This window comes from Pseudomonadota bacterium, assembly GCA_039196715.1.
Classification (GTDB): Bacteria; Pseudomonadota; Gammaproteobacteria; order CALCKW01; family CALCKW01; genus CALCKW01.
Genome location: JBCCUP010000099.1, coordinates 1 through 14,067, shown reverse-complemented (window position 1 = coordinate 14,067; position 14,067 = coordinate 1). Strand labels below are relative to the sequence as shown.

Here is a 14,067-nt window from a genome sequence, read left to right as displayed (position 1 = left end):
TGGGGCGGCGCCGGGAAAACGTCCCTGGCGTTTCACTGGGTGCAAACCCGCTTCGCCGCGAGTGACCCCAAGTGGGCCGGCGTCGAGCGATACTTCGACTGGAGCTTCTACAGTCAGGGCACCGGCGAGAGCCGCCAGACCTCCGCCGACCTCTTCATAGCAAAGGCACTCGACTTCTTCGGCGACCCTGACCCGACAGTCGGCAGCCCGCACGAACGCGGCGAGCGCCTCGCCGGGCTGATTCGACAACACCGCACGCTGCTGGTCCTCGATGGCATCGAACCTTTGCAGTACCCGCCCAACGACCCCCAGGCTGGACGGCTCAAAGACTCGGCGCTCGAAGCGCTGCTGCGCGAACTCGCCGCCGACAACCCGGGCCTGGTCGTCATCACTACACGCGAGCACCTGAGCGACCTCGAGGCGCACGCTACCACTGAAGAGCAACAGCTCAACAAGCTGGCCAAAGTGGCAGCGGTCTCCCTGCTACGACACCTGCAGATTGTCGGCACGGAAGAGGAGTTGCACGACGCCTGGCGGGACGCGGGGGGTCACGCACTGACGCTCAGCCTGCTCGGGCGTTTTATCGCCGACGCCTACGAAGACCGCGACATCCGCCACTACCGCGAGGTGCAGTTCGAAGCGGCCGACCAGGAGCACCAGGGCCGTTCAGCCTTCAAGGTGATGATCGCCTACGAGCGCTGGCTGCAAAGCGGTGGACAAGACCGACAACGGGAACTGGCCGTGCTGCGGCTGACTGGTCTCTTCGACCGGCCGATGGCCAAGGGGTGCCTTGAGGCACTGCGGGCAGAACCCGCGATTGACGGGCTGACCGAAACGCTCGTGACGCTGACACCGCAACAGTGGAACATCGCGGTTAAACGCCTGTGCGACATTGAACTGCTTTCAGTCTCGCCTGACGCCATCGACGCCCACCCGCTGATCCGCGAGTACTTCGCCAAGCAGCTGCAACAGCAACAGCCAGAGGCGTTCAAGGCCGCCAACTCGCGGCTGTTCGACCACCTCTGCGAGACCACGCCACACCGCCCGGACGACATCGACGGGCTGGCACCACTCTACGAAGCCGTCTCCCATGGCTGCCTCGCCGGACGGCATCAGGAGGCGTGCGGAGAGGTCTACATCGACCGCATCCTCCGCGGCACAGGCAGCAACGGCTTCTATAGCTCGAAAACACTCGGGGCGATCGGAGCCGACCTCGCGGCGGTGGCGGCCTTCTTCGACCGCTCGACATCCGGGCCGTGGAGCACCGTATCGCCAAACCTGAGCGAAGCCATTCAGAGCTGGCTGCTGAACCAGGCCGCATTCCGTCTCCTCGCCCTCGGCCGCCTGACCGAAGCGCTGCAACCGATGCAGGCCGGGTTGGACATGGATATTCAGCAAGGTGACTGGAAACAGGCAGCGAGAGCTGCCAACAACCTCAGCGAGCTGCAGCTGACACTGGGCCGCGTGCCGGACGCCGTGACCACGGCCCGCCAGTCGATCAGCCACGCCGGCCAGAATGACGAGGCATTCGAGCGAATAGTTTGTCGCACCACGGCAGCATACGCCCTGCACCAGTCGGGTGTGCGTAGCGAGGCCGGCACTCTATTCACCGAAGCTGAAGCAATGCAGCAGAAAGAACAGCCGCAGTTCGACCTGCTCTATTCGCTGCGAGGTTTCCAATACTGCGACTGGCTGCTGGCGCCGGCCGAGCAGTCAGCGTGGCAGCTGCTGTTGGGTCAGTCCGGTGCCGGAGCGATAGCGCTGCACGCACAGACGTTTGCCGAGGTGGAACGGCGGGCGACAACAACGCTGGCTTGGGTCACAGCTGAGGACCGGTTGCTCGACATCGCCCTCGACCACCTGACGCTCGCCCGGGCAGGGTTGATCCGCGCAATCCTCGCAAAACCCCGACTACAACCGATGTTCGACTCATCGCAGGTCGCGGACGCCGTCAACGGCCTTCGCGCTGCTGGAGCCACGAACCATCTGCCAAGAGGCCTACTGACCGCTACGCTCTACCACGCCGTCCGTGGCGAGCTAGACCTTGCCGAGAAGCACCTCAGCGAAGCCCAACAGATTGCCGAGCGCGGCCCCATGCCGCTCTTCCTCGCCGACAATCACCTCACTCGCGCCCGCCTGTTCCGCGACCGCGAAGCACTGGGCAAAGCCGCCACCCTCATCCGCGAACACGGCTACGGCCGCCGCCTCCCCGAGCTGGCCGATGCCGAGGCGGCAGCTGAACACTGGACGGGCTGAACAACCAACAAAGCCGCATTGCACACCAGCATGCAACCAGACACGACTCGAGCATGAATAAAAAACTCTTTCTGTCCGCCGTCAGCAGCGAGTTCGAACGTTACCGCGAGCTGTTGGCGGGTGACCTGAGAAGACCAACATTGGATGTTGCGGTCCAAGACGAATTCATCGTCGCCGACGGCACCACCTTGCAGAAGCTCGACGACTACATCCGCGCCTGCGACGGCGTGGTGCACCTGATCGGCAAAGCCGTTGGTGCCATACCCGAATCACGTGCTGTTGAGACGCTGCTGCAAACCTACCCCGACCTGCCAGATACCTTGCCGCCGCTCGCTGCCGCGCTTGCACAGCCTGAACCGGGCTTGTCATACACGCAATGGGAAGCCTACCTCGCGCTCTACCATCAACGCCCGATCTTCGTGTACCGCCCGACTGATTTTGACCAGTCTGTCTGCGAATGCCCGCGCACCGACCGCTTCACGCAAGATGCCGCCCAGGAGTCGGCCCAACGCGACCACTACAACCGCATCACCGCGCTCGGACACGATCGCGGCCAGTTCCTCAACCCGGAACGGCTGAGCTCCGCCGTGTTGCGCGATCTCGTTGACATCCTGCCGGCACTGGAACAACCGATCGAGGTGCCACCTACGCGCTTGACACACAGCGCCGAACAACTGGTCGGCCGAGACGGCGAACTCACTGTGCTGGACGACGCCTGGAACAACCCGCAGATCAACCTGGTCGTGGTGCGCGGCAAAGGCGGCGAGGGAAAGACCTCACTCGTCGCCACCTGGATGGCCGAGCTCGCGTTCAAACAATGGCGCGGCGCCGAGCGGGTGCTCGACTGGTCGTTCTACAGCCAGGGCACACGCGATCAATCCGGCGCCACGGCCGAATTCTTCATCAACCAAGCCTTGAGTGACCTCGGCGACCCCGATCCCACAGCGGGCGGGCCGGAAGAACGCGCCACCCGCCTGGCGCAGCTGATCAACGACCGCAAAACCCTGCTGGTACTTGACGGACTGGAACCGCTGCAATACCCGCCAGGTGCCATGCAAGGCGCACTGAAGGACGCCGGCATGGCGGCGCTGCTGCGCGGGCTGGTGGCCCGCAACACGGGCCTGGTGCTGATCACCACGCGCGAGAAGGTCACCGAGATCCAGCAGCACTATGGCCGTGCAGCCATCGACCACGACTTGAGCGTTCTTTCACCGCTGGCCGGTGCGCAAGTGCTGTTCAACGCCGGGGCCACGCGCGCTGGAGCCGCCACGATTGCGCCCGACGACGAAGAACTTAAAAAGGCGAGCGACGAGGTCGGTGGCCACGCCCTGACGCTCTTTTTGATTGGCCAGTACCTGCGGCTGACCGAAAACGGCGACATCCGCCGCCGCGACACAATGCGCCTCGCCGACGCCGAGCACGAGTACGTCAACGACGCCACGCGCCCCTATGGCCACGCTTTCAAAGCCATCGAGGCTTACGAAAGCTGGTTCAAATCAGGCGACGACAGCGCGCAACTGCAACTGTCGATCTTGCGCATGCTCGGGTTGTTCGACCGACCAGCCGCCGCAGCCTGTCTCAATGCGATCAGAACAAGCAACATCGCGGGCTTCACAGATGTCTGGCAGCAGCAACCGGACAGAGCCTGGCGAATGGCGCTGGCGCGACTGAAAGAGATCAAATTGATCGAGCAGAGCGACAACGGCACCGTCGACGCCCACCCGTTGATTCGCGAGTACTTCGCTAACCAGTTGCAAACGAACATGCCAGAGGCGTTTCAGGCCGCGCACTCAGCCTTGTTCGATTTTCTGTGCGAGTCGACTGAACACCAGCCGGAAACGCTGCCCGGCTTGCAGCCACTCTATGAAGCCGTCACCCACGGTTGTCTCGCCGGACGGCATAGTGAGGCGAACCACAAGGTCTACGACGCCCGTATCCTTCGTGGCACGGGCATCGACGGTTTCTACAGCTCGAGCAAACTTGGGGCGATCGGAGCCAACCTCGCAGCGGTGGCGGCTTTCTTCGACCGCTCGACATCCGGGCCGTGGAGCACCGTGTCGCCAAAACTGAAGAAAGACGATCAGGCCTGGATGTTGAACGAGGCCGCAGTCAGCCTGCGCGCCCTAGGCCGCCTGACCGAAGCGCTGCAACCGATGCAGGCCGGGTCGGACATGCTTGTTCAGCAGGAGAACTGGAAACAGGCAGCAAAAGCTGCCAGCAACCTCAGCGAGTTGCAGCTGACACTGGGCCGCGTGCCGGACGCCGTAACCACGGCTCGCCAGTCGGTCAGCTACGCGGACCAGAGCGGTGACGCATTCGAGCGAATGAGCAAACGCACCACGGCAGCGGACGCCTTGCACCAGTCGGGTGAGCGCAACGAGGCCGGCACCCTGTTCGCAGAGGCCGAAGGGATGCAACAGAAGAGGCAGCAACAGTTCCAACTGCTCTATTCACTGGGAGGTTTCCGATACTGCGACTGGCTGCTGGCCCCGGCTGAACAGACGGCGTGGCAGCTGCTGCTGGACCAGTCCGTCGCCGGTGCGAAAGCGCTGCACACACAGACGCTTGCCGAGGTGGAGCGGCGCGGGAACAAGATGTTCGAATGGCGAGTGCCGGGAGATTCTCTCCTCGACATCGCCCTCGACCACCTGACGCTCGCCCGGGTCGGGCTTATCCGCGCGATCCTCGCAACCCCGCTGCCACAACCGACGCTCGACCTTACGCAGGTCGCCGACGCCGTCGGTGGCCTTCGCGCCGCTGGCGCAACGAACCATCTGCCTAAGAGCCTGCTGACCGCCGCGCTCTACCACGCCGTCCGCGGCGAGCAAGACCTTGCCGACAAGCACCTCAGCGAAACCCAACAGATCGCCGAGCGCGGTCCCATGCCACTCTTCCTCGCCGACACCCACCTCACCCGCGCACGACTGTTTCAGGACAGAGAAGCGTTGGCAAATGCTCGCACTCTGATAGACAAACACGGCTACGGCCGACGCGCTGGCGAACTCGCCGACGCCGAGGCTGCACTGGAGAGCTAGCGCATCATGACTAGGAAACGCCTCTTCATTTCAGTGGCCAATCGCGACCACGAAGCGCTGCGAGCAGACCTGCGAGACGCACTCACGCGCGCCGGATTCGATGTTGTTGTGCAGCCCGACTTTCCCCACACGGCCACCGACACTCTGCGCAAATTGGATGCGCTGATAGCCCCCTGCGACTTGGTTCTGCACATCGCAGGCGAAGACCCAGGATCAACCGTATCAAGCGAGTCGGTGGATGATTTCTTTTCAACCACATCGAGAGATGCCTTTCTCGCGCACCTGCCCGACAAATTGACGAACGACAATGTCACACGGCTCACCTACGCCCAGTGGGAACCTTGGCTTGCGTTGCAACGAAAAATCGACGTGCTGGTGTACGGCATCGAGGGACACGAGGCCCCAGATTTCCCCCAGCGGGCTCACCTCGACGCACTGCGCGCTGCCCGCAAACACGCGGATACGCTGAAAAGTGAATCTCTTCGGTGTGCACAGATTGTCGCTGACGTGTGCGTGCGTTTCGGGATCACACCTGGTGAGAATAAGGCAATTTCACCGTCTCGCCTCACGCGCCACGCAGCCCGCTCGTTTTTTGGACGGGAGGACGAGCTGGCACTGATTGACAACGCTTGGGCGGACGCGGGCACCCATGTGCTCAGCCTGGTTGCCTGGGGCGGCGTTGGCAAAACCGCTTTGGTTACCCAGTGGTTGTCGACGCGGATGATAGCCAGGGGGTGGCCAGACGTAGAACGCTACTTCGACTGGAGTTTCTACTCCCAGGGCTCCGGCGATACCCGTCAATCCTCATCAGCTCTATTCATCAACGAGGCACTGACTTTCTTCGGCGACCCAGATCCGACGCTCGGCACCGAGTGGGAACGCGGCGAACGGCTCGCTAACCTGAGCAGACGGCACAAAACGCTGCTCGTGCTGGACGGTATCGAGCCTCTGCAATACCCACCGACGGACCGGTCTGGGCAAGCTGGCCGCCTAAAGGACAACGCCCTTGAAGCCTTGCTACAAAGCCTGGCTCAAGACAACAACGGCCTCTGCATTGTCACCACCCGCGAGCACCTCAGCAACATTGACAGCTTCCCAACACAGCAAGAGCACAAGCTTGACAAGCTGATGCTGGACGCCGCCGTAAATCTGATACGGCACCTCCAGTTGATCGGCACAGACGACGAGATCAAAGCGATGTGGGAGGCCCTCGGCGGCCACGCCCTGTCAATGCTTCAGCTCGGCCGACTGCTGGCCCGAGGCTACGGTAAAGACCTGCGCAAATGGCGCGAAATCGGAATCACCGAGGCTGACAAGCTGCACCAGGGCCGTTCGACACAACGGGTCATGGCGAAATACGAATCCTGGCTGCTGTCGGGCGATGAAGCGCACCAGCTCGAATTGGCCATTTTGCGTTTAATGGGGCTCTTCGAGAAACCGATGACGCCCGGAGGTTTTGGTGCATTGTGCGCCCAGCCCCCCATTCCCAACCTGACAGAGCTCCTTTGTGCGGCAGAGCCGTTAGATATCGAAGTGGCGCTGAATACCTTGATCGAGAACGAATTGCTGTCGCACGGTGGCGGCGAGGATTACTCAGGCTCACAAGCCGACGTCGCGCTCGATGGCCACCCGCTGATCCGCGAGTACTTCGCCAAGCAGCTGCAACAGCAACTGCCAGAGGCGTTCATGGCAGCCCACTCGCGGCTGTTTGACCACCTCTGCGAGACCACGCCACACCGCCCGGACGACATCGACGGCCTGGCACCACTCTACGAAGCCGTCACCCACGGCTGCCTCGCCGGACGGCATGAAGAGGCACGAGCAGACGTCTATCGAGACCGCATCCTCCGCGGCACGGGCAGCGACGGTTTCTACAGCGTGAGAAAACTCGGCGCGATCGGGGCCGACCTCGCGGCGGTGGCGGCCTTCTTCGACCGTTCGACATCCAGGCCGTGGAGCAAGGTGTCACTAAATCTGAGCGAAGCCGCTCAGGCCTGGCTGCTGAGCCAGGCTGCAGTCTGCCTCCGCGCCCTCGGCCGCCTGACCGAAGCGCTGCAACCGATGCAGGCCGGGTTGGACTGGGTTGTTCAGCAGGAGAGCTGGAATCAGGCCGCGAGAGCTGCCGGCAACCTCAGCGAGTTGCAGCTGACACTGGGCCACGTGCCGGACGCGGTGACCGCGGCCCGCCAGGCGGTCAGCCACGCCGACCAGAGCGGCGAGGTATTCGAGCGAACGGCTTTACGCACCACGGCAGCGGACGCCTTGCACCAGTCGGGTGAGCGTAACGAGGCCGGCACGCTGTTCGCTGAGGCCGAAGGGATGCAGCAGAAGAGGCAGCCGCAGTATGACCTGCTCTATTCGCAGCGAGGTTTCCAATACTGCGACTGGCTGCTGGCCCCTGCCGAACACGCGGCGTGGCAGCAGCTGCTGGACCAGTCCGGTGCCGGAGCGTTAGCGCAGCACGCAGAGACGCTTGCCGAGGTGGAACGCCGGGCGACGACAACTTTGGGATGGGCAATTAAAAACAATGCATCGCTTCTCGACATCGCCCTCGACCACCTGACGCTCGCCCGGGTCAGGCTGATCCGCGCAATCCTCGCCAACTCGCTGCCACAACCGACGCTCGACCTGCCGCAAGTCGCCCAAGCCGCCAACGGCCTTCGCGCCTCTGGACATGCGGACGATCTACCAAGAGGCCTGCTGACCGCCGCGCTCTACCACGCCGTCCGAGGCGAGCATGACCTCGCCGACAAACACCTCAAAGAAGCCCAACTGATCGCCGAGCGCGGCCCCATGCCGCTCTTCCTCGCCGACACCCACCTCACCCGCGCCCGCCTGTTCCGTGACCGCGACGCACTGGACAAGGCCGCTACCCTCATCCGCGATCACAGCTACGGCCGCCGCCTTCCCGAACTCACCGACGCCGAAGCGGCACTGAAGAAAGAGCCAACCCAGGTGTCCAAATAGACATCGTGTACACAGCACACTGGAATGGCACCGTTTGAGAACACGCATCGAAGACAGTGGACATTCACCGCTCTGCATGCCGCTGGTCAAGCCCCACCTCAGATCGAGCTAACGCTATTCAACACCTCACCGAACCGCCTGCAACCGCTTCGCAGAAATCCCAACGCTGCTGGGGTTGAAATTCGGGTTCTGCGACACGAACAGGCTGCCATTGGCGGCTTGCCAGGCTTGTCCGGCCGGTAATCTGACGGGGCCTGAACTGGTTTGGACAGTCTGGGTTTCGGTGAGCATTTCGAGGGTGCGGCGGTGGTTGCGGTCGTTGGAGGCGTCTGCCTGTGCGCGGGATGACGCGTTGAGGGACGCGATGAACGTGTTTGTCTCGCGGCGCATCTTGGCGATGGACTCTGCCGTGCGGCGGTCGTCGTCGGCCATGGCCTTTAGACCCTTGCCGATGCGGGCGGACCACTGTGGGTCGCGCTGGAAGCTGCTGAAGATCAGCGATTGGGCGACGGTGTGCTCGGGCTTGCCGAATTCGCTCTTCGGTGCGTCGTAGACCACCGGCATCACGGTGGTCACCGTAATCTCTGCAGGCGACCCGTAGGCCATCGGTTGCACGGTGTGCTGGTGTTGCGTGAACAGCATCAGGTGGGAGCGGTATCGCTCACCGTCGTTGTCGTGCTCGATGGTGGCAACCAGGTGGTCACCGTACTGGCTGAATCGGGGCGAGCGCTGCGCCGCGCGCGCGAGCTGCTCGGTCATGGCCGGGTCGCGGTTGATCTCGATTACCTTCGGGTTGGTCAACTGGTTGCCGAGCACGGGCTGGATCATGTCCTCGGCGCGCAGCGCGCGGTGGAACGGACAGGCCGTCGACTGACCGAGGCTTGACCAGCTCACGGTAAACGCCGGCAGCATCGAGACCGACACTTTGCCGTCGGCCGACGCCGCCTTGAACACCATCTTGGGCTCCCGCGCGCAGGGCGAGGTCGAGTACTGCACCTGGCCGTTGAAGGTCCACGATGCCGGTATCAAGGTGGTCGCGGCGGGGATGGGTTTCTCAAAGCCGTGTGCGTCGGTCAGCTCAACCGGCTTGATGTGCAACACGCCATCCATGGCGGATGCTGAGGCCGAGGCGTCTGGCGACGCGTCCGCTTCAGCAACCCGGCGGTCCGGTTGCGGTGTCGGCGCATCGTCGGCGGGCGTTGCCGCCGCCTGCGCTGCGTTGACCTTAAAACCGTTGAACGCAAACTGCCCGATGCCTGCCGCCACGATGCCAACACCGCCCCGCCCGACGCGGCCGTTCCCGAACGCGGCCTTCTCCTGGCCGTTGACGATCAGCGCAATCTCGTTGCCCGACTCGCGGATCGCGAGGTTGACGCCCGTTGGGTCCAGGTCGCCGAGCGAAAACGCCATCGGTTCTTCCCACCCCGAGGTGCTGCGGTATTCGAGGCGGACCGTGCGGTCGGCGGACACGGTGAACATGAAGTAGGTGCGCGGGTCCGACTCGAAGCCGTACAGCAACCCGGCTTTCGCGTAGCGGTCGCCGTTCAGCACCCCCACGTCCACCGAGATGTCGCGCCGGCCCTCGTCCGCCGGGTCTGAAAACACGTAGGCGAAGTTGATGTCGCCGGGCACGCTCCGGTTTTCAAACACCGCCGCATCGCCGACATCGACGATGCGCCAGTTGCCCTGCTCAGACGGTGTGACAAAGGCGTTCAATGGCCCGAGATCGTAGGCGTGAACCGCCGTCGCGGACACGGCGATGACAGCCACAAGCCCAACCAGGAACCGCATGGTTTCGCCCCTTACTGTGTGTTGCGCCAAGCCTACTCGCTGCGGCAACCGCTTGGGTAGGGTGGTGCTGTCAGTACGCGAATTGATTTGACCGACTTGAAGCAGCAGTCAGCAAGTCGGGAGCATCCGGAGACAGGCACCGATTGCGCCCAGACGCCAACAACCCCGAGCCGTCGCTTTCACAGAACCATGCTGGCGCGTGGTCAGTGCCAGTGAGTACAGGACACATTCTCCTCAGCAGCACACCAACAACGCTCCCCACAGTGGCGGCCACACGTACCCAGCGATCGACGGTCAACAGGCCCGAGGTAGAGCGCGGCTTCGGCCTTGCCGACGTTGCGTAATACCCGCCGGGTCGCCGCCTCTGTATCAACCCGGCTAGCCCAGTCTGATCAACGCAGCCACACGCGGGGTCCGTCGCCACGAACGGCACGCACCTCCGGTCTGTTCAAAGCACTCAGACAACGCCGAAGACCGCGATGCCGTGTCGCCGGAATGATCCGATGTGAGCCCGGTTCGCACCTGCACCGGACACACAGCCAACGGCAGCCCCCCCCCACGGCACCACGCCAACCCGGTCTGCGAGTGGGGTCGGGCATCTGTCCCACACGGTGAGACCTCCGCGCGACGTGGCCGGCACCACGGCGTGGTGCGGGCTTCGTGGCCGTATCCCGGCCCCGAAGCCGGTGCTATACCCGCTTCCCGTGTGGCCGACGACTGCTGAGTCGGGCCGCACCACCGCCTTCTCAACCACAGGTCCACGCGTGTGACTCTCCGCAATGTGATACCAACTGCCCTCCTCTGTTTCGGTCTTGTACACGGCGCTGCCACTGCCGCCGACACGGCTGCCCCGCTGGTGCCCCTGCCGTCGATCCCGGACTTCACCCGCGGCGCGGGTTGGGGTGGTGGCTACGGCATCGGCCTTGAGTACGAGGGCGCCTACGAGGGCTCTGACAACTACGGCACCGAGTTCGACCCGAACATCACCAACCAGTACCGGTTCGGCAACCAGATGGTGTACCAGGAGGGTGTCGAGATCGCCTGGCGCTACCTGCGTCAGCCCGATTGGCTGATCACCGCCGGCGGTTACTATGAAGACGGGCTCGCGCCGGACGATTCGGACGACGGCTTCCTCGCAGGCATCGAGGAACGCGACGCGGTGGTTTCGGTGTTCGTCGAGACGAAGCACGCATTCGGACCGGCGTGGAAGAACTGGGTGGCCGCCCGCTTCCTGACTGGGCCGTCCGATTTCGGTTGGTGGACCGAGCTCACCGCGGGCCACCGCTTCTCCGACGCACCCGACGGCTCCGGTACCGAAGCCTGGCTGTACCTGAGCTACGGTGACGCCGACTTTTTCAACCGCGGCTTTGGCGTGAGCGCCCAAGACGCCGCCAATTCCGGTCTGGCCGAGACCACACTCGACGGCGGTCTGCGCTCCACCGGTTTTTTCATCACCGACCGCCGCATCCTCACCGACAACATCCAGTTCATCACGAAACTCGGCACCGAGTTCTACAGCAGTGAAATCCAGAAAAGCCCGCTCGCCGTGGACGACTACAAACTGGAAGTCGGCGCCGTCCTGCTCTGGCAGTTTTGATCCCGCAAGCACGTCTCGGCTGTTAGCGTGATCGGAACGCGTACACGCTCTGGCGTTGCTTTGCTGTACGGGTGCAGCCCCTCGAGGCAGCACTCTACCAGGCTTGCATTTATCAGCCGTTTCTTGCTTGACTGGCCATGTCTGCGATGCCACGCCGCCAGACAGCCCTGAACTCCACCCACCGCCCGTGTGCGGTGGGCGCCGATCAGCCTGGCGTCGGGCTCGGGTGTTGCCTACGGGCTCCGAGGCAACCACGACTGCGGGTTCGGCACCTGCCGTGGTTTGAAGAAGTGACCTGCCTCGGTGGCGACGGCTATCGACGTGCCGGACTGTGCAGCCAGGCGCTTGCAGGTCGATGGGAGAGGCGACGCCCCCGCCCCTTGGTCGAACTGCCGGTGACGGGTTGCGGTGTGTACGGAATCCACACCCTCACCGGCGACGCGGCACCTCGGATACGGGTTGCACTCGCGTGAGGTCTACTGACGTCTTTTCCGCTCGCCGAGCCAGATCCTGTGGCGTGTGGTGCTGATTGAACGTGACAGACAGCGTTGCGCGCAGTGGCTCCCCCGTTGGCGAGAACAGCTCGTACGCTATTGAGAGATTGACGAGCACACCCGTGAATGCCTGGTCATCCCACGTGAGCGTCAGGCATTTCGGATGGTGCGCCGTGCCGTCGTAGGCGTACGCGAGGGTCCTGAAGCGGTCTATCTCGTCACGGACGCTGGCGACGCCCGGCACCACCCCGGTCGCATCCACCACGAAGTCGAAGGACAGGTCTTCCGATTCCGGCGTGCAGGGATGTTCCACCGCACCCGTGGCACCCGGCTCGTAGGCAGAAACCCATCCCGTGACCGATGTGCGGGTGATCGTTTCGGGGTTGACCGACAGGGTGACTTCACCAACGTCAGCGCTCAGCTCACTGTCTGCGTAGGCGACAACCGCCATCGCTATCACGCTTCCCTCCTTCCTCGCCATGCGTTCAAGACCTATACGCGGCCCAAGCACTCCTGGCTACGCGCCGGCGCATCAATCACGTTGCGGCACACCGACACCGTGTCGTGAGATTGACGAGCACGCCAACGTGAGTGTTTCGATCGCGATGTCGTTTATCTCCGATCGGAGCGTGCCCACCGTCCACGTGACCGGCCAGGCACCCGACAGGGACCACGCCATCACCGGCGTGTGCTCAGGGTCAAGCAGCTCCACTGTCAGCGATTGAGGCGTGACCGGTTCGCTCATACCCCGTTCAAACGTCTTTTTGCACCAGGCAAAGAGCGGTGAACCGGCGGAGACCACGCCGCGCTCGAGGGTGAGCATCTGCGATGTTGCGCGCCCGGGCAGCGCGTGCACAAACCGGTTTTCACCGCCTTCGGCCACCTCAGTGACACCGCGCTCGGCATCAAGCCCGGAGATAGCCTGGAAGCTGCCACCTTCGCCAGTGGGGTTGTCGACGATGTGCACACAAAACCCAAACGCGGCTGGCGGATGGTCGTTCATCCGATTTCGTCTCCGTTCCCAATCGTGAGCGACTCGTACGCGAGTTCCAGTGTTTCCACGGCAACCTCGTTGCCGTCGGGTGTCAGGTCGGTGCCGGTGATGTTGGTCGGCCACGCGTTGGCGAGCTTCCACACCATGGTGGGCTTTGCCTCTTCATCGAGCAGGCTGATTGTCACCGACTGGCGGGTGATCACGTTCATCTGGATTTGCTTGAACCACGACCAGAAGCGGTTGTCGTTGACAAAAATGCCTTTCTTCAAGGTGACGGTGCTGGTCTTGACGAGCCCCGGCATCTTGATGACAGGGAACGCCGTGCTGTCACCGGCTCGGTAAGTTATTGCTTCCGCTTCGGTGTCCAGCCCCGAGACTTCCTGAAACGGAATCTTCCCGGCATCCCCCAGATCGACACTGAAATAAAACCTGGGCAGCGGCTACGTCGCCCCCTGCTTGTCACCGGTATCCGCCATGGTCACGCTCCTTTTCGTATTGGATCAGGCTACCTGCATTCTTTGTTGAAAGGTGATGACGATGAACTCTGCGGGTCGCACCACCGCAACCTGCACGGACACACGCATGTATCCGTCGAGGATGTCGTTGCCCGTCATGGTTGAGCCGAGCCCAGCCTCGACGCGGTAGGCCTCATTCGGTGTCGCACCCGACAGGGCACCGGCCTTCCACTGGTTATGAAGAAAGTTCTCGATCATGGTGCGAACGGTCACCCAGGTCGACGAGGTGTTCGGCGCAAACACGAAGGGTTCGGTTGCAGCGCGTATCGACTGCTCCAGCATGATCAGCGTCCTGCGCACGTTGATGTAGCGCCAATCCTGGCTGTTGCCGTCGAGCGTCCGCGCGCCCCACACGAGCACGCCGCGACCGCTAAAGGATCGAATGGCGTTGACCGCCTTGCCGCCGAGCGGCACGTTC

General features: G+C 63.3%; 9 protein-coding genes. 4 read left to right on the top strand and 5 right to left on the bottom strand.

All coding sequences use genetic code 11. The annotated features are described in order from the left end of the window. From AAGA11_20880 to AAGA11_20870, 3 genes are all read left to right on the top strand, one after another. A partial coding sequence (locus AAGA11_20880; protein MEM9605330.1) for a hypothetical protein occupies positions 1 to 2,256 on the top strand: 2,256 nt, incomplete at its 5' end. Positions 2,257 to 2,309: 53 nt separating this feature from the next. Next, positions 2,310 to 5,291 (top strand): NACHT domain-containing protein, encoded by a 2,982-nt coding sequence (locus AAGA11_20875; GenBank protein MEM9605329.1) that lies wholly within the window; start codon positions 2,310 to 2,312, stop codon positions 5,289 to 5,291. A 6-nt stretch (positions 5,292 to 5,297) separates the two neighbouring features. Continuing rightward, positions 5,298 to 8,258, top strand: coding sequence for a hypothetical protein (locus AAGA11_20870; protein MEM9605328.1), 2,961 nt, complete (start codon positions 5,298 to 5,300; stop codon positions 8,256 to 8,258). Between the two features lie 126 nt (positions 8,259 to 8,384). Here AAGA11_20870 and AAGA11_20865 read toward each other — a convergent pair whose 3' ends face one another. Further along, positions 8,385 to 10,049, bottom strand: coding sequence for a hypothetical protein (locus AAGA11_20865; GenBank protein ID MEM9605327.1), 1,665 nt, complete (start codon positions 10,047 to 10,049; stop codon positions 8,385 to 8,387). An 856-nt stretch (positions 10,050 to 10,905) separates the two neighbouring features. Between AAGA11_20865 and AAGA11_20860 the strand changes: the two genes are divergently transcribed. Next, positions 10,906 to 11,646: a MipA/OmpV family protein gene (locus AAGA11_20860; protein MEM9605326.1), complete on the top strand. Its 741-nt coding sequence runs from the start codon at positions 10,906 to 10,908 to the stop codon at positions 11,644 to 11,646. Positions 11,647 to 12,075: 429 nt separating this feature from the next. On the opposite strand, the gene AAGA11_20855 is transcribed toward AAGA11_20860, so the two are convergent. The 4 genes from AAGA11_20855 to AAGA11_20840 all read right to left on the bottom strand — a co-directional run. Beyond that, positions 12,076 to 12,591, bottom strand: coding sequence for a hypothetical protein (locus AAGA11_20855; protein ID MEM9605325.1), 516 nt, complete (start codon positions 12,589 to 12,591; stop codon positions 12,076 to 12,078). Positions 12,592 to 12,672: 81 nt separating this feature from the next. After that, entirely contained in the window at positions 12,673 to 13,143 is a 471-nt protein-coding gene (locus AAGA11_20850) for a phage tail protein (protein MEM9605324.1), read from the bottom strand. Further along, on the bottom strand, positions 13,140 to 13,571 hold the full coding sequence (locus AAGA11_20845) for a phage tail protein (GenBank protein MEM9605323.1): 432 nt from the start codon (positions 13,569 to 13,571) through the stop codon (positions 13,140 to 13,142). The genes AAGA11_20850 and AAGA11_20845 overlap by 4 nt, the downstream gene beginning before the upstream one ends. A gap of 63 nt (positions 13,572 to 13,634) precedes the next feature. Then, positions 13,635 to 14,067: phage tail sheath C-terminal domain-containing protein (locus AAGA11_20840; GenBank protein MEM9605322.1), on the bottom strand; the 433-nt coding region annotated here is incomplete at its 5' end.